This is a genomic window from Pseudomonas extremaustralis (genome assembly GCF_900102035.1).
GTDB lineage: Bacteria > Pseudomonadota > Gammaproteobacteria > Pseudomonadales > Pseudomonadaceae > Aquipseudomonas > Aquipseudomonas extremaustralis.
In genome coordinates this window covers 4,643,414-4,662,255 of record NZ_LT629689.1, presented here as the reverse complement: position 1 = coordinate 4,662,255, position 18,842 = coordinate 4,643,414, and the positions used below count along the sequence as shown (strand labels likewise).

Here is an 18,842-nt window from a genome sequence, read left to right as displayed (position 1 = left end):
GGTACAGGCGCATTATGCCTAGTGCTGCCCGGCAAGACACTTGCGCAATGCGTCTTGCCACTGCGGTTGGCTGACGTGCCACTGCTGTTGCAGGCGGCTGCAATCCAGACGTGAGTTCAAGGGGCGCTTGGCGGGTGTCGGATAGGCGTTGGAAGGGATGGCCTCCAGCTCGGCGCAGGCTTTTCCTTGTGCGCGCAGGTGCTCGCCGATGACTTGGGCAAAACCGAACCACGAGGTATGGCCCTGGGCGGTCAGGTGATAGATGCCCCAGTCGCCGGCTTGACCCGCTTGCCAGCGCTCGATCAAGGCGCGGGTGCTGAGGGCAATGGTACCGGCCCAGGTCGGTGCACCGATCTGGTCGGCGACGATACGCAGGTGCGGCTTCTCCTGCAGCAAGCGCTGCATGGTCAGCAGGAAATTCTTGCCGTGGTCGGAGTAGACCCAACTGGTGCGCAGGATCAGATACTCGCCGCCCACCGCCGCAATCGCCTGCTCGCCGGCCAGTTTGCTCTGGCCATAGACGCCCAGCGGGTTCGGCGCATCGGTTTCGGTATAGGGCGCAGGCTTGCTGCCGTCGAATACGTAGTCGGTGGAATAGTGGATCAACGGGATGCCCAGGGCCTTGGCTTCCTCAGCGAGGATGCCGGGCGCGATGGCGTTGATCGCGAAGGCGGCATCCGGTTCGCTTTCGGCCTGATCGACGGCGGTGTGGGCGGCGGCGTTGATGATCAGGTTGGGGCGGTGGCTGCGGATGTGCTCGCGGATCTGGTCGGGGTTGGCCAGGTCCAGTTGGTCGCGGCCCAGGACGATGAGGGCGCCGAGGTCCGGGAGCCGCTGTTGCAGGGCTTGGGAGACTTGGCCGTGTTGGCCGGTGATGAGGATCTTCATGGGAACAGGTCGGCGTCCATCAGCAATTTGCCGGACTGGTCCTTGGCGGACAGTTGCGGCGGCTCAGTGAGTTCCCAGTCGATGGCCAGCGTCGGGTCATTCCACAGGATGCTGCGCTCGGCGCTCGGCTGGTAGTAATCGGTGGTCTTGTACAAGAACTCCGCATGCTCGCTCAGCACCACGAACCCATGGGCGAAGCCTTCCGGCACCCACAATTGGCGATGATTGCGGGCCGATAGGCGCACACTTACCCATTGGCCGAAATTCGGCGAACTGCGGCGAATGTCGACCGCGACGTCAAGCACTTCGCCGGCGGTGACGCGCACCAGCTTGCCCTGAGTGTGTTCGAGCTGATAGTGCAGACCCCGCAATACGCCTTTCTGCGAGCGTGAGTGGTTGTCTTGGACAAAATCGCGCTTGAGCCCGGTGGCCTGTTCAAAGGCCCGGGCATTGAAGCTTTCGTAGAAAAAACCACGCTCGTCACCGAACACCTTGGGTTCGATGATCAATACGCCCGGGAGTGAGGTTTCAACGACGTTCACGGGGTCTCTCCCGCCAGGGTGTACAGGTATTGGCCGTAGCCGGTCTTGCCGAAGTATTTGGCGCGTTCGAGCAGGTGGTTGCGGTCGATCCAGCCGTTGCCGTAGGCGATTTCTTCGAGGCAGGCGACTTTCAGTCCTTGGCGATGCTCGATGGTCTGCACATATTGCGAGGCCTCCAGCAAGCTATCGTGGGTGCCTGTGTCGAGCCAGGCGAAGCCACGCCCGAAGCGTTCCACTTGCAAGTCCCCACGATGCAGATAGGCGTTGTTGACATCAGTGATCTCCAGTTCGCCACGGGCGGAGGGCTTGATGGCCTTGGCGATGTTGATCACATCGTTGTCATAGAAATACAAGCCAGTGACGGCATAGCTTGATTTAGGGGCAGCGGGTTTTTCTTCGATGGACACGGCGCGGCCTTCGCTATCGAAGTCGATTACGCCGAAACGCTGTGGGTCTTTGACCCAGTAGCCAAACACGGTGGCGCCCTTGCCGCGGTTCACTGCGGCATGCAACTGCTCGCCGAAGCGATGACCATGGAAAATGTTATCGCCCAGGATCAAGCACACCGGATCGGTGCCAATGAACGTCTCGCCGATCAGAAAGGCTTGCGCCAGGCCGTCCGGTGTCGGTTGTTCGGCGTAGCTGAACGTCACGCCGAACTGGCTGCCGTCGCCCAAGAGATTGCGGTATTGCGGTAAGTCCGCCGGGGTGGAAATCACCAGGATTTCCTTGATTCCCGCCAGCATCAGCACGGAGATCGGGTAATAGATCATCGGCTTGTCATACACCGGCAGCAGCTGCTTGGACACACCCAGGGTAATGGGGTGTAGGCGCGTGCCGGAGCCGCCGGCCAGTACGATTCCTTTCATCATGCGATCAGATCACTCGTGTCGGTGTTGCCCAATCGTTCACCCTGATAACTGCCATCCTGGACCCGGCGGCACCATTCCAGGTTATCGAGGTACCACTGCACGGTTTTGCGCAGCCCGGATTCAAAGGTTTCCAGGGGGACCCAGCCCAATTCGCGTTCGATCTTACTGGCGTCGATGGCATAGCGTTGATCATGGCCGGGGCGATCTTTGACCAGCGTGATCAAGTCAGTGTATTTCGTCACCCCTGCCGGATGTTGCGGTGCCAGTTCTTCCAGCAGACCACAGATGCTGCGGACCACGTCGATGTTTTTCTGTTCGTTGTGGCCGCCGATGTTGTAGGTCTCACCCACCACGCCTTGTGTCAGCACGGTCAGCAATGCCCTGGCGTGATCCTCGACGAACAGCCAGTCGCGGACCTGTAGACCATCACCATAGACCGGCAACGGCTTGCCCGCGAGGGCGTTGAGGATGACCAGAGGGATCAGCTTTTCGGGGAATTGGAACGGTCCATAGTTATTGGAACAGTTGGTCAGCAGCACGGGGAGGCCGTACGTGCGCTGCCAGGCCCGGACCAGGTGGTCGGAGGCTGCCTTGCTGGCGGAATAAGGCGAACTTGGCGCGTAGGGCGTGGCTTCAGTGAAAAAATCGTCCATGCCCTTCAGGTCGCCGTACACCTCATCGGTGGAAACATGGTGGAAGCGAAACGCGCTTTTGGCCGGCGATGGGAGGGTTTGCCAGTAGCCGCGAGCGGCTTCCAGCAGGCTATAAGTGCCGACGATATTGGTCTGGATAAAGTCGGACGGCCCGTCAATCGAGCGGTCGACATGGGACTCTGCCGCCAGGTGCACGATCGCCTGAGGCTCGAAACGCGCCAGCACGGCGCTGACGGTGGGCTGGTCGATGATATCGGCCTGCACGAATTCATAGCGGCTGTTGGACGCAATGCTGGTCAGCGATTCCAGATTGCCGGCATAGGTGAGTTTGTCCAGGTTGAGCACTTCGTGCTCGGTGTGCTGAATCAGCTGGCGTACCAAAGCAGAACCGATAAAACCGGCGCCACCGGTAATGAGGATGCGCATGACGGGGGCCTTTTTCCTTAACGAACAATTAGCGCGTGGAGCATAGCCTGTGTCGGGAGGCTGGGGAGACCTGCGTATGTCTGGGGGTTGCGTAATCCCCCCGAACAATGGCGATATACACCCCTGAAAAAAACCAGAGGCCACCCCCATGCTGCTCGCTACGTTGATCCATCGCGCCAGTCTACCCTGCCCGCAAGTCGGCCCCGCTCAGGCGGCGCAACTGCTCGAGCAGCATTATGGCCTCCATGGCACGTTGCAATCATTGGGCAGCCAGCAAGACCTCAACTACAAAGTCGACAGCGCACGGGGTCGATTTGTCTTGAAAATCTGCCGGGGCGACTACGCCGCCGTGGAGTTGCAGGCTCAGCACGCGGCTCTGAATGAGTTGCAGGCTCGGGCGGATCTGCGTGTGCCCAGGGTGATCAAGGCCCTGAACGGTGAAGAGTTGCTGACGGTCAGCGTCGACGGTCAGACCCTGCATGTCCGGCTGCTGGATTATATCGACGGGCAGCCCCTGACCCATTTGCCCCACCTGGGACGCAAGGTCATCGCGGGCTTTGGTGAGCTGTGCGGGCGCATGAGCCAGGCGTTGGCCACGTTTACGCACCCGGGCCTCGAGCGCACCCTGCAATGGGACCCGCGCCACGCCCGGCAACTGATCACCCATTTGCTGGCCAGCCTGGAAAACCTGCCCCACCGCGCAGCGCTGGAGCAGGTGGCCGAGCAGGTTGAGAAACACCTGCGTCCCCTGGCCGATCATCTGCCGTGGCAAGCGGTGCACATGGACATTACCGACGACAACGTGGTCTGGCAGCGCGACGCCCAGCGGCATTGGCACGTTCAGGGCGTGATCGATTTCGGCGACCTGGTGCACACCTGGCGCATTGCCGACCTGTCGGTGACCTGCGCCGCGCTGTTGCATCACGCCGAGGGCGATCCCTTTGCCATCCTGCCGGCGATCCAGGCCTGTCACGCCGTCACGCCGTTGCAGCACCAAGAGCTGCAGGCTCTGTGGCCGCTGATCGTCGCGCGTGCCGCGGTGCTGGTCTTGAGCAGCGAACAACAGCAACGCCTCGACCCGGATAACAGTTATCTGTTGAAAAACGCGGAGCACGAGTGGGAAATTTTCCACGTAGCGACGTCGGTACCCTTCGAGTTGATGGAAGCGGCGATTTTGAGCAGCGTCGGGCAGGCCCCGGCAGCGCTTGCCAGCGAAGGATTCGCGCCCTTGCTGCCAGGCCTGGTGGGGCGTGAATTCGCCTTGATCGACCTCGGCGTACTCAGCCCGCATTTCGAGGCGGGGAACTGGGAGCAAGCGGGTATCGACCAGCGTTTGTTGCAGGAAGGCGCAGCGGCCCATGGTCTGGCGGCAAGTCGCTACGGGCAGTACCGTTTGTCGCGCACCCGGCCCGACAGTGCCCATGAGCCGGAGACGTTCCCGCTGCACGTCGAGCTGCATGTGCCCCAGGGAACCTCCGTCGAGGCGCCGTTCGCGGGCATCGTGCGTCCGGGCGTCAACGGCGAGTTACGCGTGCACAGCAGTGAGGCAAGCGTGCGGTTGTGGGGAGTGAAAGCGCTGTTGCAGCCCGGCGCCGCAGTGCTCAAGGGCCAGGTGATCGGTGAGGTCGACGGCCCGCTGACCGTGCAACTCTGCCGCACCGACCTGCCCGCACCGCTGTTCTGCACGCCCTCCCGGGCACCGGCGTGGCAGATGCTGTGCCCATCGCCGGCCGCGCTGCTGGGGCTGGCCTGCGATGCGCAACCCGAGTTGGACCCACAAGCCCTGCTGGCCCGCCGCGACGCCAGTTTCGCCCGCTCGCAGAAACACTATTATGTCGACCCGCCGCGCATCGAACGCGGCTGGCGCAATCACCTGATCGACATGCAAGGCCGCTCCTACCTGGACATGCTCAACAACGTCGCCGTGCTGGGCCATGGTCACCCGCGCATGGCGGCGGTGGCGGCGCGGCAGTGGTCGTTGCTCAACACCAACTCGCGGTTTCACTACGCCGCGATCGCCGAGTTTTCCGAGCGTTTGCTTTCGCTGGCGCCGCCGGGCATGGACCGCGTGTTCCTGGTCAACAGCGGCACCGAAGCCAATGACCTGGCGATCCGACTGGCCTGGGCCTACAGCGGCGGGCGCGACATGCTCAGCGTGCTGGAGGCCTATCACGGCTGGTCGGTGGCGGCGGATGCAGTCTCCACCTCGATTGCCGACAACCCCAAGGCGCTGAGCAGCCGGCCGGACTGGGTGCACCCCGTGACCGCGCCCAATACCTATCGCGGGGAATTCCGTGGTCAGGACAGTGCGCCGGATTACGTACGCAGCGTGGAACACAACCTGGCGAAAATCGCCGCGAGTAAACGCCAGTTGGCCGGCTTTATCTGCGAGCCGGTGTATGGCAATGCTGGCGGTATCTCCTTGCCGCCGGGCTATTTGCAACAGGTTTACGCGCTGGTGCGCGACCGAGGCGGCGTGTGCATCGCCGATGAAGTGCAGGTGGGCTACGGCCGCATGGGGCGTTTTTTCTGGGGCTTCGAAGAGCAGGGCGTGGTGCCCGACATCATCACCATGGCCAAAGGCATGGGGAACGGCCAACCCCTGGGGGCGGTGATTACCCGTCGAGAAATCGCTGAAGCGTTGGAGGCTGAAGGGTATTTCTTCTCGTCCTCGGGCGGCAGCCCGGTCAGTTGCCGGATCGGCATGGCCGTACTGGATGTGATGGAAGAAGAGAAACTGTGGGAAAACGCCCAGGTGGTGGGCGGACATTTCAAGGCGCGCCTGGAAGCGCTGATCGAGCGACATCCCTTGGTCGGCGCCGTCCACGGTTCCGGCTTCTACCTCGGGCTGGAACTGGTACGCGACCGCCAGACCCTGGAACCCGCCACCGAAGAAACCACACTGCTGTGCGATCGCCTGCGCGAACTGGGGATTTTCATGCAGCCCACCGGCGACTACCTGAACATCCTCAAGATCAAGCCGCCGATGGTCACCTCCCGGCGCAGTGTGGATTTCTTTGTCGACATGCTATCGAAGGTGCTGGATGAGCAACTCTAGATAGTCGATTGTTATCGGTCATTGGCGGTCATCTTTACTGCCAATGATCTTTTATCGCTACTAAAGCCGATTTTTATCCGCTATAAAGTCGACCTTTACCCCCCCTTCGGAGCCCCGCTCGCCATGACCACCCTGCACAGCACACCCCGCGCCGATGGCTTCCATATGCCCGCCGAATGGGCACCCCAGACCCAGACCTGGATGATCTGGCCCGAGCGCCCGGACAACTGGCGCCTGGGCGGCAAGCCGGCGCAGGCGGCGCACGTGGCGGTGGCCAAGGCCATTGCGCGCTTCGAGCCGGTGACGGTTGCGGTCTCCGCCGGCCAGTACGAAAACGCCCGCGCCCGTCTGGATGTGCCCAATATTCGCCTGGTGGAAATGTCCAGCGATGACGCCTGGGTGCGCGACACCGGTCCAACTTTCGTGATCAATAAGCGCGGCGAAGTGCGCGGTGTGAACTGGGATTTCAATGCCTGGGGCGGCTTTGACGGCGGCTTGTACTCGCCGTGGAACCGTGACTCGCAAGTCGGCGGCAAGATCCTCGAAATCGAGCGCGCGCCGCGCTACCGCACCGAAGGCTTTGTGCTGGAAGGCGGTTCGATCCACGTCGACGGCGAAGGCACCCTGATCACCACCGAAGAATGCCTGCTCAACCGCAATCGCAACCCGCACCTTGATCGTGCGGCCATCGAAGCGGTGCTGAGTGACAACCTGGCTGTGGATAAGATCATCTGGCTGCCGGATGGCCTGTTCAACGACGAAACCGACGGCCATGTGGATAACTTCTGCTGCTACGTGCGCCCAGGCGAGGTGTTGCTGGCCTGGACCGATGACCCGCAAGACCCGAACTATGCTCGTTGCCACGCCGCCATGGACGTCCTGCAAAGCAGCACTGACGCCCAGGGACGCGCGTTCACGGTGCACAAAATGCCGATTCCGGGGCCGCTGTACGCAACCGCAGAAGAATGTGCGGGCGTGGACCCGGTGGATGGAACCCAGGAACGCAATCCGAGCGTGCGCTTGGCCGGTTCCTACGTGAACTTCCTGATCGTCAACGGCGGCATCATCGCGCCGAGCTTCGACGATCCGCTGGACGGCCAGGCCAAGGCGATCCTGCAGAACCTGTTCCCGCAGCACGAAGTGGTGATGGTGCCGGGCCGTGAACTGTTACTGGGTGGCGGAAATATCCACTGCCTGACCCAACAACAACCGGCTCCGCACAAAAACTGAGTGCCGTTGTAACAGCAGCCCAGCGACGACCGGGCGCCATCCGTTTTTAGCGTTCAAGACAAGCCCGCGGCCAGTAAGGCTGCGGGCTTTTTTGTGTCCACATGCCTATGAATACAAGACATTGGCATAGCTCTTGTATTGTCCTTGTCACAGTGATGCGGGGTGTTGAGTGCGCAGATCTGTCATAAACCTTGAGTAAGTTAGCCGCTCACGCAGTAGGAGAGAGCGCGAAATGAATGCCGATATCAACCGCCCGATTCACCCCTTGCGAGTCGACAGCGATGCGATCCATGCGCTGGCGCATTGGTTGAAGGAAAATGGCTCACGGCAGATCCGGCAGCCTGACCTGTGCAGCCTGATCAGCGCACGCTACCCGCAGGGGTTATTCAGCGACGATGAAGTACAAGTACTCTGCGAGTTGTTACAGAACCAATGACGTTGGGGGCGCGATTCCAAGTGCCGACGACCTGAGTCCAGAGGGAAAATTCGCTCAAATAAGGTGGATGGAGTACAGACGGCCGTTCGCATGAACGCTGTACTCGTTGAGCGGTTTTTAAATTTCAGATTCATCTTTATAAAGAATGGGTGCGCGTACATTGAACGTTCCTGTGGCCTTGAATGGCGGCACCCCATTGCCTGGCGAAAACTCACACTTAAACGTTCCTTTTCCATGACCTGTGGAGGGGTGAGATTCTATTGTCAGTGTTCCACTTTGAGCTCTGAATGGGCCAAAATTAGGATTTTTAAAACAGAGAACACCCACTTTGTATACGTCCCCTTTTAGTTCGTATTTCTCCGGAGGGAGGCCTTCATTTATTTGAACGACTATTCGAGCAAAATTAATGGGCGTGTAGTTCTCGACGCCAGCTATATTAAATCGACGCGGAGCGTCAGGTTGGCTGACCGCATAAATTTCGACATGATCCGCCTTGAATTTGTCATTCGGAAACCCGCCACCTTCAAAGGTGGCATCGAAGTCGCCTGATTGACTTTTCGGTATGGAAGCTCCCGAGAGTTTGAGGTCTCCCCCGGTGAGGCTGACATCATGTTTGTATGACTCATTTCGGGCTTCAAATGCAAATTTTGCAGTCATTACTTCATCTTTCAGCGATAAGGTAATGCTCCCGGAAATCGCCCTGCAGACCAGGCCGCCAGTGTTCCAGGGAATAGTCAGTCCGCCAGTGACTTCACTTGGGAAGTGATAAGTTCTCTGGACACCATCGTCTTTAAAACTCGACGGCAAATCGATAGAAATACCATAGAATCCCGCATACGGAGCGGAGAGATGCTCTGAAGCAACGATGAACCAATGTTCTCCTGCTTTATAAAAGTGCTGCCTGCCAGCATCGGCCTTGAAATTATGCTTACCATTTTTTGTCTCGTCGATTTTGGCCGTTACTGTTCCAGTACTGCGTTTTTTATCGGTTGTATTGGCGTGGCTAGTCATGATTCGTGTCCTCAAGTGGGAAGTGTTGGGGCTCCGAATCATCAGGCTAATGCAGAATTGAAAGTGGGCCTACTGTGATAGTTGACAGGTTTAAAGGCCTGATTGTTTATTTGTTTTTGCTATATAAGTTCCAGGCTCTTTACGAACACCGTTGAGATATTGACTCTGGTAAATCCGTCGCTGTTACCGTCGGGAGCCCACGACAGTAAAACGGTACGAATTTCCAGAGGCCAGAGCGCCTTCATCTGCGACTTTTAGAAGTGTCGAACACGGGGTTCAACGCGCCCGTGGGCCTTCGCTTAGAATTATTTCGCCTAAATACAGAAGATTAGCGAAATTGACACATCATTCGACGCACGATTAGGATTGCGCCCAACGCCTGTGGCTAACCGCCATGACTCTTCCACACAGAAATAGGCCCGCGGCATGTTAAGTCGTCCGCGGGTCTTTTTTTTCGGAAAAGTCGACACCAGAAAAGTGACATGGAGCCTGGTGTCACAGCGCGTACTCAACCCGCAATAAGGAATACAAGAATATGTTTAAGCAACGGATGAGTCTGATCGCTCTGGGGATTTTGAGCGCATCGACGGCCATGGCAAACGACCAGGAACAATCCAAGGGTTTCGTTGAAGACAGCCACCTGAACATCGCCGCACGTAACGCCTACATCAACCGTGACTACAAGAACGGTAAGAGCGATAAAGCCGAATGGGGCCAGGGTTTCATCGGCAAGTTCGATTCCGGTTTCACCCAAGGCACCGTGGGTGTGGGTGTTGACGTGATTGGCCAATACGCTATCCGTCTGGACGGTGGCAAAGGCCGCGCGGGCGCGGGCGGTATCGACTTCTTCAAGCAAGGCAACGGCACGACCAATCCTGATGGATCGTCCAACCCAGGCTCGGCACCTCATGACCTGGCCAAGGGCGGCGCGGCGGTGAAGTTCCGCGTATCCAATACCGTGCTCAAGTACGGTGACCAGTTCCCTAACGTTCCGGTCCTGGCCTACGACAACTCCCGTCTGCTGTCGGAAACCTACACCGGTACTTCGATCGTTTCCAAAGAGCTCGCCGGCCTGCAACTGGACGCGGGTCACTTCACCAAGGAAGCTCGCAAGAGCGCCGAGGGAACCGATAGCGGCCGTCTGAAGAGCATCGACTACATCGGTGGTAGCTACAAATTCACCGAAAGCCTGTCGGCTGCGCTCTACGCCTCCGACATGCAGGACGTGCTGAAGAAGCAATACGTCAACGTCAACTACGTACTGGCACTGCCAGAACAGCAGTCGCTGACGTTTGACTTCAACGGCTACAAAACCAAGCTGGACAAGAGCTTCGCCCTGGAAACCCAAGGTGATGCCACTGCCCGCGACAACAAAATCTGGAGCCTGGGAGCCACGTGGGCCGTTGGCGCGCATAGCTTCACCCTCGCTCACCAGCGCAGCACCGGCGACACGGGCTACCTGTACGGCGGCTATCGCAACGCTGGCGGCGTCGGCGACGGCGGCAACACCATCCTGCTGGCCAACTCCTACTGGTCCGACTTCAACGGCAAGGACGAACGCTCCTGGCAAGCCGGCTACGGCCTGGACTTCGGCACCTTCGGCGTGCCTGGCCTGACCTACAACATCGCCTACGTGCGCGGTACCAACATTGACGACGGTTCCAACCGCGGCAATGGCACTGAGCGTGAAATCTTCAACCAGCTCAAGTACGTCGTTCAGAGCGGCCCGGCCAAAGACCTGAGCCTGCGTGCTCGTGCGTCCTGGTTGCGCGTTTCCAACAACGCCGACCAGTACAACGTAGGCGGTAACGAATTCCGTCTGATCGCTGACTACCCGATCAGTGTTTTCTAACTGATCTGGCGTCTCGTCTGATTCAAGGCGACAAAAAACCCCGACTGGTTCGGGGTTTTTTGTGCCTGCAAATCAGTATCAGCACCCGGCACTGCTTTTTGTCGAAGCCTGCCCTACCCACCGCGAATAACCGTCTAGTCTGGGGAAAGTCACAGGCGATTCGATTCATTTATGTCGTCAATTTAATGACGTGTTTTTGGCGGAAAATGCCGTTCAGCGGCAAATAAGACAATAGATTGACAGCTCTATGTGGATCTAACATTATCTGCGACGATTTCGCTGGCGATAAGCCATTAAAATGACATGAGTGGACGAGTAATTTGGTCCGCTGTGAATTGTCAAGAGACAGGGATTTGGCTGCTTGTACCTAGATGGTCAAGCGGCGTCGATCAAGGCAACCAATAAACGCTGTCACCTTATCAGCAGGCTCTCGGTTGGCTCGCTCCTTAAGGTTTGCGCTCGAGTCTTTAGGAAGAAAACTACATGGCTGTTGGACGAATTCTGGTTACGGGTGGTGCGGGTTTCATTGGGTCACACTTGGTCGACGCTTTGCTGGGCAAAGGCTACAAGATTCGCGTGCTGGATAACTTATCGACGGGCAAGGTGGCCAACCTGCCCATCGAGAATCCTGACCTGGAATTGGTCGTCGGCGATGTGGCGAACAGCGCCGTCGTAGAGCAGGCCATGCGTGGCTGCGGCGCGGTGGTGCATCTGGCCGCGGTTGCTTCGGTGCAGGCGTCGGTCGACGACCCCGTTGCGACCCACCAGGCCAATTTCGTCGGCACCCTCAACGTGTGTCAAAGCATGCTCAAGGCCGGTGTGGCGCGCGTGGTTTTCGCGTCCAGCGCAGCCACCTACGGCAACAATGGCGAAGGCACGGCCATTGTCGAAGAGACCTCCAAGTCGCCGCTGACGCCTTATGCCAGCGACAAGCTGGCCAGCGAGTATTACCTGGACTTCTACCGCCGAGAGCACGGCCTGGAGCCGGTGATCTTCCGTTTCTTCAATATCTTCGGTCCACGCCAGGACCCCTCTTCGCCGTACTCCGGCGTGATCAGCATTTTCACCGAGCGCGCGCTGGCCCGTAAGCCCATCACGGTATTTGGCGACGGTGAGCAAACGCGCGACTTCGTCTACGTGCAAGACCTGGTGAGCATCCTTGTCCAAGCCGTCGAGACCCGCGAGCCGACCACTGAAGCCATCAACGTCGGGCTTAACCGTTCCACCAGTCTGAACGACCTTATCGCTGAGCTGGGCAGTGCCACGGGCACCCCGCTGAACGTGACCTACCAGGCGCCACGTCAAGGCGACATTCGCCATTCGCGCGCCGATAACACCCGATTGCTGGAGCATTTTGCACTCCCGGAACCGACCTCCATCGGCCAGGGTCTGGCGCAGCTTTTACGCAGTTTGTAACGCGCCGCGCCCGGCGTTAACGCAGTATTGGCTCAGTTATTTTCAAGAGTGAATTATGGAAATCGTTTTCCGCAGGACGCGTTTGCGCGCGATCGCTGAGCGGCTGCTGGCTGCTCTCGCATTGTTCGTCGGTGTGCCAGCTGTTCAGGCTGCTGCCTTGCCCCAACCTGCCAGCGTGGCCTTCTGGTACGCCGACCAGCCACCGCTGCCGGAGCTGTCGCAGTTCGACTGGGCCGTGGTCGAGCCTGGGCATATGACGCAGGCGGATGTGAAAACGCTGCGGGCGCTGGGCAGTCAGCCGTTTGCCTACGTGTCCGTGGGGGAATTCGACGGCAATAAAGCCGACATCGCTAAAGCGGGATTGACCAAAGCCGTCACGCCGATCCGTAACGATTCCTGGAACAGCCAGGTGATGGACCTGACTTCGCCCGCATGGCGCGAGCACTTGCTGGGCCGCGCCAAGGCGTTGGAAGCCCAGGGTTATGCCGGCCTGTTCCTCGACACCCTGGACAGCTTCCAGCTGCTGCCCGAAGGCTCGAGGGAGGCCCAGCGCGCCGGCCTTGCCAGCCTGCTGCGGGAAATGCACAAGCGTCAGCCAACGTTCAAATTGTTCTTCAACCGTGGTTTTGAAGTATTGCCAGAACTGGACGGCGTTCCCGCGGCCGTTGCCTTCGAATCCCTGTATGCCGGTTGGGATGCCGCCGCCAAGCGCTATCGCCCGGTGCCTGAGTCCGATCGCAAATGGCTGTTGAGCGAGCTTGAACCTTTGCGTGCCAAAGGCATTCCGCTGGTAGCCATCGACTACCTGCCGCCGGAGCGTATCGAAGAGGCGCGCAAGCTGGCCAAACGTCTGCGGGACGAAGGTTACGTGCCTTTCATCAGCACGCCGGAGCTGGACTCGATGGGCATCAGCAACGTCGAAGTGCAGCCGCGCCGCATTGCTCTGGTCTACGACCCGCGTGAAGGCGACTTGACCGAAAACGCCGGCCACACCCTGCTCGGCGGCCTGATCGAATACCTCGGCTACCGGATCGACTACCTGTCCGCCGACGCGCTGCCTGAACACCGCTTCAGCGGCTTGTACGCCGGCATCATCACGTGGATGGGCAGCGGCCCGCCGGAAGACAGCTCCGTCTTCGACCGCTGGCTCACCAAGCGTCTGGACGAGAATGTACCGGTGGCGTTTTTCGCCAGCCTGCCGACTGAAAACCGCCTACTGCTCAAGCGCCTCGGCCTGACCCTCGCGCCGCCGCCCGGGCTTCAGACCCTGACCATCGCCACTCAGGATAAAACGCTGATCGGCGCGTTCGAGGCCCCTGTGCAGCCTCGTTCCCGGGAATTGAGCGCGGTTTCCGTGCTGCCTCAAGGCCCCAAGCCGGCGCTGTCGCTCACCGGCAAAAATGGCCAGACATTCGTCCCGGTGGCCGTGGGCAAGTGGGGCGGGATGGCATTGGCGCCTTATCTGCTCGAGTCCAACAACGAGCGCAGCCGCTGGATACTTGATCCGTTCGCCTTCCTCCAGGCCAGCCTGCGCCTGCCGGAGCAACCGCGTCCGGACACCACCACCGAAAACGGTCGCCGCATTGCCACCGTGCACATTGACGGCGATGGATTTCCTTCGCGCGCCGAAGTGCGTGGCTCGCCCTACGCCGGGAAACAGGTGCTCGACGAATTCATTCGTCCCAACCCGTTCCTGACCTCGGTGTCGATCATCGAGGGTGAGATTTCACCTCACGGCATGTCCCCGTTCCTGGCCAAAGAGCTGGAGCCCCTTGCCCGCGCATTGTTTGCCGACCCCAAGGTCGAAGTGGCCACCCATACGTTCAGCCACCCGTTCTTCATGCAGCCGGAAAAAGCCAAGGACGACGAAGACTTCCACCCTGAATACGGGTTGAAAATGGCCATTCCGGGTTACGACAAAATCGATTTTCGCCGTGAGATCATCGGCTCTCGCGATTACATCAACCAGAAGCTCACCACCCCGGAAAAGCCGGTGAAGATGGTGTTCTGGCCAGGGGACGCCCTGCCGTCCGCCGAGACCATCAAGCTCGCCTACGATGCCGGGCTGAAAAATGTCAACGGCGCTTCGACCATGCTCACCAAGGCCAAGCCTTCGCTGACCGGCCTGAACCCACTGCTGCGCCCCACTGAAGGTGGCTTGCAGTATTACGCGCCGATCATCAACGAGAACGTCTACACCAACCTGTGGAAAGGTCCGTATTACGGCTTCCGCGACTTGATCGAAACCTTCGAGCTGACGGACAGCCCGCGTCGCCTGCGTGGCCTGCATCTGTATTACCACTTCTACTCGAGCACCAAGCAGGCATCGATCAAGGCCATGGAAGATATCTACGCCTATATGCGTGGGCAGCATCCTATCTCGCTGTGGATGAGTGACTACTTGGACCGACTCCATGGTTTGTACCAATCCAGCCTGGCGCGTACCGCCGACGGTGGCTGGCAGATTCGCGGCATGGACGGCCTGCGCACCGTGCGCCTGGACCCGCAAATGGGTTGGCCCGATCTCATGCGCTCCCAAGGCGTCGCCGGTGTGCGCGACTTGCCCCAGGGACGTTATGTCGCCTTGAGCAGTGACCGTGCGTTGCTGTTCCTGCGTCCGGATCGAGACAGCCATCCGGCGCTGGAGGAAGCCAACCTGCCGCTGGTGGACTGGCGTTACCTGGACGACAAGCGCGTGAGTTTTTCGTTTGCCGGGCAAATCGACCTGACGTTCTCGGTGCGTTCCGCGAGTGCCTGCCAGGTTGAAGTGGATGGCAAGCGTTTTGCGGGCAAGGCATCCGCCGGCCTTTGGACTTTTCAATTACCTATGAAGCAGGTGAGTAATGGTCAGCTCGTCTGCCAGTAAAAACAGCCGTCTGCTCAATCCCTGGGCACTGGCGGTGGTGGGTGTCGCCGTGGGTGGCCTGCTGTGGGCGACCTTCCAGCGTGAAGAGGTGTTCCAGCCCGACGGCCGTGAGCCGGATGCGGTCTCGGCCAACTACGCCGAGCTGTTGTTGACGGCGCACCCTGACGATGACGCATTGCGTTTGCAGCTGGTCGATCTGCTGATTCGTCTTGGCGATTATCCGAAGGCGCGCAAGCACTTGGACAGTTGGCCCAAGCCAGTGGCCGACGTGCAGGCGTATTACCGTCTTGAGCTGGACGCATTGGAGACGCTGAGCAGCGAGCATCCAGAAGTGCCGCCTGAATTGGTAAAGCGCCTGCAAGCGATCGATCATCGAAAACTCTCGCTGGCGCAATTGCAGGCCTTGGCCAAGCTGGCGCTGAATCTCCAGGCGCCAGGGTTTGCCGCTTCGGTGTTCGAAGAGATCGCCGGCCGCGATCCGTCGCAGCGCTCGGCGGCCCTCAAATCCGCAGCCCAGTGGTACATGGCCAGCGGCGATCCGGCACGCGCCGCGCAGATCTATCTGCAACTCAAGCGCGACAGTCAGCAGCCGGACGAGCGGCATGACTACGCACGCCTGGCGTTCGATAGCCTGTTGTCTTCCGACCACGGTGATCAGGCCGTGCAGGTGCTCTCCGATGAGTTGGACGCACTCAAGGACCCGCAGACCGATGGGGCCTGGGTCCAACAGGGCGTCGATGTCGCGATCGGTATCAAACGCTACGACCTGGCCGAGCGGTTCATCGAGAAATGGCGGGTGCTGCAGCCTGATAACCCACTGGCATTGCGCAAGGATTTCAGCCTGCGACTAGGCATGAACGATCTGGACGGTGCCTGGCGCGTCGGCGAACAATTGGTCGATGCTTTCCCCGAAGAGCAGCCACTGCTGGAGCAGATGGCCCACCTTGCCGAATGGCGCGGCCAAAGCGCAACGGCGCTGGATTACTGGATACGCTTGCTGCGCCTGCATGAGTCGCCGCAGGTGCGTGAACATGCCTGGCGTTTGGCGAGCATGCAATTCGACTTCGACCGTTCCATCACGCTGCTCTCGGAAATCCGCGAGCAGCGCGCGCTGACCGACGTCGAGCTCGATGCGTTGATCTACGGTCACGAATCCCGCGGTACGCCCGAACAGGCCGAGAGCTGGTTGCGCGACTACCTGCGCACCTATCCGATGCATCGCCTGGCGTGGGTGCGGTTGCTGCAGAACCTGGAAAACACCGGCAAATACGCGGAGCGTATTCCGGTGTACAAGGGCTTTGACAAGCGTTTCAAGCTCACCACCGTCGAGCGGGTCGACTATGCCAACGCCTACCTGAAACTGTTCGATAACCAAGGTGCGTGGAACGTGTTGCAAGCCGGTGGCGAAAACAACACCGACCCGAGCTACTGGGCCACTCGCGCCGCCGTGGCCTGGGACCTGGAACTCGATGACGAGTTGCGCGTGTCCCTGGAAAAACTGCTGCAAATCAAAGGCTCGCTCAATAGCAACGACGAAGCTCAGTTGGTCGCCAGTTATCGCACCACCAACCCGCAGCGCGCCCTGCAATTGCTGGTCGCCAGTTGGGAGCGCACGCACAACTCCCAGCGCCTGGTGGATTCGTTGTTGCTCGCCCAGGAATTGGAAGATTGGGACCTGATCGCGAAATTGCTCAAAGGCGTCGAGGATAACCCGGCCCTTTACGAGCAGGCGCAAGTGCTGGCGGTACGCGGCGCGTTGGCCCAGCAGCAGGGCCAGCCCGACGAAGCCAAGCGTTTGTACTTGCAAGGCCTGGCGCTGTACCCCGATGACAACCTGTTCCGTGAGCGCCTGATGTGGCTCTATGTGGACCAGGGCAACACCACGGAACTCAAGCCGTTGCTGACCCAGTGGAAAAGCTATGCGCGCAGTGACCAAGCGTTGTGGCTGGCCTTCGCCAGCGCCAGCCAGATGCTCGGCCGTGATAGCGAATCCCTGGCCTGGTACCGGATGTACCTCAAGAACAACCAGCAGGACTGGCTGGTACAAGCTGCCTACGCCGACGCGCTGTACAGCGCCGGTTATGAAGATGCCGCCCAGCGTTTGCGCCTGAAACTGCTGCGCAGCCCTGAAGCGCAGAACCTTGCGCCGTCGGGCCAGCGCTACACCACTTGGCTGCGACTGATGTCCAGCAGCTACTCGCCGCGCAAGGCGCAACAGGAACTGTTGAAGTGGAAGGACGGTTCGCCGTCGATGAAGCAACTGTGGTTCGAACGCCTGCTGGCGCGTCTGGATGCGACCAATCAGGAAGCGCAGAAAGACGAATGGCTGGCTTGGGCTCGCACCCAGGGCATCAAGGTCGATCGCTATGAACAGATCCAGGAAGCCCTGCGCAGCCGCAACAAGGCCCAGGTCGAAACCCTGCTCGCCAGCAGCGACCTGAACCCGGCGCAGCGTGCCCAGGCCCTCAGCCGTCTGGGGCGCAGCAACGAAGCCCTGGAAACCAGTCTGTCCGCGTTGGGCGAAGACCAGCCGGAATCGGTGAATGAACAACTGCGCCGCCAGGCCGTTGAAATTCACGAAAGCACCCCGCAAGGCGCGTTGCTGTCCTATCAGAAGCAAGACTTCGGCGGCATTTCGTTCGACTCGCCGCGCCTGGAAATCGCCCATAACCTGGGTGACAACTGGTACGCCGACCTTGAGATGGAGCACGGTAACTACAAGGGCAGCGATGTCATCTCGTCGAGAATCGGCGACGAGAGCAACGCGGCCCTGACTCTGGTCCGCTCGGTGGAAAACGGCAGTTGGAAACTGTTTGCCGATACCAGCCAGCGCAAGGACGACGACCGCAACGGCTTGGGCTTGTCGCGCCTGTGGCAGTTGGATTCCAGGCACCAGATCGAAACCGGCCTGGACTGGCATCGCAAGACTGACGACAGCGGCCTGATGCGCGCTTTCGGCCAACAGGACCGCGCCTGGGTCGGCGGTCGTCATGGCCTGACCGCGCGGGACCAGTTGAGCTGGGAAGTGGCGCAGCGCTCGTTCTCCACCCGTGCCGGCGACTCGCTCGGTACCGGCCAGGCGTTGAAGCTGGAACTCGACCACACCCTGGAATTCGCCGGGCCCAACTGGACCGTGCGCAGCGGTGTGGATTACCAGAAGAACAGCGTGAAGGACCGGAATCTGGATTACCTGTCCAGTCGTAACGGCGGCGCGATCAAGATCACGCCACAGTCGATAGATCCTGATACCGGCCTGCCTGACCCTCTGGATGTGCAAACCGTGACTGCCGCCGACCTGCTGCAAAGCCGCTACGGCCAACTCTATGTCGGCACCACCTGGCGTCGCGGCATACCGGGTGCGCTGGTGCGCACCAAGCCGCAGTACACCTGGCTGGTGGACATGATGGCGGGCTGGCAGTGGACGGATCAGACCTTCAACTACGGCATCAACACCGGCGTCGGCTTCGAAGTACTGGGTGACGACGAACTGGCCCTCACCTTCGGTTACCAATCTGCGCCACAAGGCGGAGACGGCAAGTCCGGCGGCACACTGGGTATGAGCTACGGCGTGCGTTTCGGGCGCTGATTACAG

Annotated in this window: 12 protein-coding genes; 7 read left to right on the top strand and 5 right to left on the bottom strand. The window is 60.0% G+C overall.

Annotated elements, in window-relative coordinates:
- Positions 1-18 precede the first annotated feature (18 nt).
- The 4 genes from rfbD to rfbB are packed head-to-tail and all read right to left on the bottom strand — an operon-like array spanning position 19 to position 3,381.
- Positions 19-888 (bottom strand): dTDP-4-dehydrorhamnose reductase, encoded by an 870-nt coding sequence (rfbD, locus tag BLR63_RS21385; protein ID WP_010567137.1) that lies wholly within the window; start codon positions 886-888, stop codon positions 19-21.
- A complete protein-coding gene (gene rfbC / locus BLR63_RS21380; protein WP_010567138.1) occupies positions 885-1,430 on the bottom strand; it encodes a dTDP-4-dehydrorhamnose 3,5-epimerase in 546 nt (181 codons plus the stop codon). The genes rfbD and rfbC overlap by 4 nt, the downstream gene beginning before the upstream one ends.
- The gene (gene rfbA, locus BLR63_RS21375; protein WP_042947494.1) at positions 1,427-2,302 is read right to left on the bottom strand and encodes a glucose-1-phosphate thymidylyltransferase RfbA; all 876 of its coding nucleotides are present in this window, start codon (positions 2,300-2,302) and stop codon (positions 1,427-1,429) included. Before rfbA ends, rfbC begins: the two co-directional genes overlap by 4 nt.
- Entirely contained in the window at positions 2,299-3,381 is a 1,083-nt protein-coding gene (gene rfbB / locus BLR63_RS21370) for a dTDP-glucose 4,6-dehydratase (RefSeq protein ID WP_010567140.1), read from the bottom strand. Before rfbB ends, rfbA begins: the two co-directional genes overlap by 4 nt.
- Before the next feature lie 148 nt (positions 3,382-3,529).
- Between rfbB and BLR63_RS21365 the strand changes: the two genes are divergently transcribed.
- From BLR63_RS21365 to BLR63_RS21355, 3 genes are all read left to right on the top strand, one after another.
- A complete protein-coding gene (locus BLR63_RS21365) occupies positions 3,530-6,439 on the top strand; it encodes an aminotransferase (protein ID WP_010567141.1) in 2,910 nt (969 codons plus the stop codon).
- Positions 6,440-6,562: 123 nt separating this feature from the next.
- Positions 6,563-7,669 (top strand): agmatine deiminase, encoded by a 1,107-nt coding sequence (gene aguA / locus BLR63_RS21360; protein WP_010567142.1) that lies wholly within the window; start codon positions 6,563-6,565, stop codon positions 7,667-7,669.
- Positions 7,670-7,901: 232 nt separating this feature from the next.
- Positions 7,902-8,105 (top strand): hypothetical protein, encoded by a 204-nt coding sequence (locus BLR63_RS21355; protein WP_010567143.1) that lies wholly within the window; start codon positions 7,902-7,904, stop codon positions 8,103-8,105.
- A gap of 117 nt (positions 8,106-8,222) precedes the next feature.
- Here BLR63_RS21355 and BLR63_RS31325 read toward each other — a convergent pair whose 3' ends face one another.
- Positions 8,223-9,116, bottom strand: a complete 894-nt coding sequence (locus BLR63_RS31325; protein ID WP_130926122.1) for a hypothetical protein — start codon at positions 9,114-9,116, stop codon at positions 8,223-8,225.
- Positions 9,117-9,651: 535 nt separating this feature from the next.
- Between BLR63_RS31325 and BLR63_RS21350 the strand changes: the two genes are divergently transcribed.
- From BLR63_RS21350 to BLR63_RS21335, 4 genes are all read left to right on the top strand, one after another.
- Entirely contained in the window at positions 9,652-10,968 is a 1,317-nt protein-coding gene (locus tag BLR63_RS21350) for an OprD family porin (protein WP_010567144.1), read from the top strand.
- A gap of 483 nt (positions 10,969-11,451) precedes the next feature.
- Complete coding sequence (locus BLR63_RS21345) at positions 11,452-12,384, top strand: SDR family NAD(P)-dependent oxidoreductase (RefSeq protein WP_010567145.1); 933 nt, start codon at positions 11,452-11,454, stop codon at positions 12,382-12,384.
- Positions 12,385-12,439: 55 nt separating this feature from the next.
- Positions 12,440-15,250: a bifunctional glycoside hydrolase 114/ polysaccharide deacetylase family protein gene (locus BLR63_RS21340; protein WP_010567146.1), complete on the top strand. Its 2,811-nt coding sequence runs from the start codon at positions 12,440-12,442 to the stop codon at positions 15,248-15,250.
- Positions 15,228-18,836 (top strand): tetratricopeptide repeat protein, encoded by a 3,609-nt coding sequence (locus BLR63_RS21335; RefSeq protein ID WP_010567147.1) that lies wholly within the window; start codon positions 15,228-15,230, stop codon positions 18,834-18,836. Before BLR63_RS21340 ends, BLR63_RS21335 begins: the two co-directional genes overlap by 23 nt.
- Positions 18,837-18,842 lie beyond the last annotated feature (6 nt).

What these genes read in the sequence shown, in the direction of transcription:
- rfbD (WP_010567137.1), bottom strand. Translation starts at nt 888, where the DNA reads ATGAAGATCCTCATCACCGGCCAACACGGCCAAGTCTCCCAAGCCCTG.
- rfbA (WP_042947494.1), bottom strand. Translation starts at nt 2,302, where the DNA reads ATGATGAAAGGAATCGTACTGGCCGGCGGCTCCGGCACGCGCCTACAC.
- rfbB (WP_010567140.1), bottom strand. Translation starts at nt 3,381, where the DNA reads ATGCGCATCCTCATTACCGGTGGCGCCGGTTTTATCGGTTCTGCTTTG.
- BLR63_RS21365 (WP_010567141.1), top strand. Translation starts at nt 3,530, where the DNA reads ATGCTGCTCGCTACGTTGATCCATCGCGCCAGTCTACCCTGCCCGCAA.
- aguA (WP_010567142.1), top strand. Translation starts at nt 6,563, where the DNA reads ATGACCACCCTGCACAGCACACCCCGCGCCGATGGCTTCCATATGCCC.
- BLR63_RS21355 (WP_010567143.1), top strand. Translation starts at nt 7,902, where the DNA reads ATGAATGCCGATATCAACCGCCCGATTCACCCCTTGCGAGTCGACAGC.
- BLR63_RS31325 (WP_130926122.1), bottom strand. Translation starts at nt 9,116, where the DNA reads ATGACTAGCCACGCCAATACAACCGATAAAAAACGCAGTACTGGAACA.
- BLR63_RS21350 (WP_010567144.1), top strand. Translation starts at nt 9,652, where the DNA reads ATGTTTAAGCAACGGATGAGTCTGATCGCTCTGGGGATTTTGAGCGCA.
- BLR63_RS21345 (WP_010567145.1), top strand. Translation starts at nt 11,452, where the DNA reads ATGGCTGTTGGACGAATTCTGGTTACGGGTGGTGCGGGTTTCATTGGG.
- BLR63_RS21340 (WP_010567146.1), top strand. Translation starts at nt 12,440, where the DNA reads ATGGAAATCGTTTTCCGCAGGACGCGTTTGCGCGCGATCGCTGAGCGG.
- BLR63_RS21335 (WP_010567147.1), top strand. Translation starts at nt 15,228, where the DNA reads ATGGTCAGCTCGTCTGCCAGTAAAAACAGCCGTCTGCTCAATCCCTGG.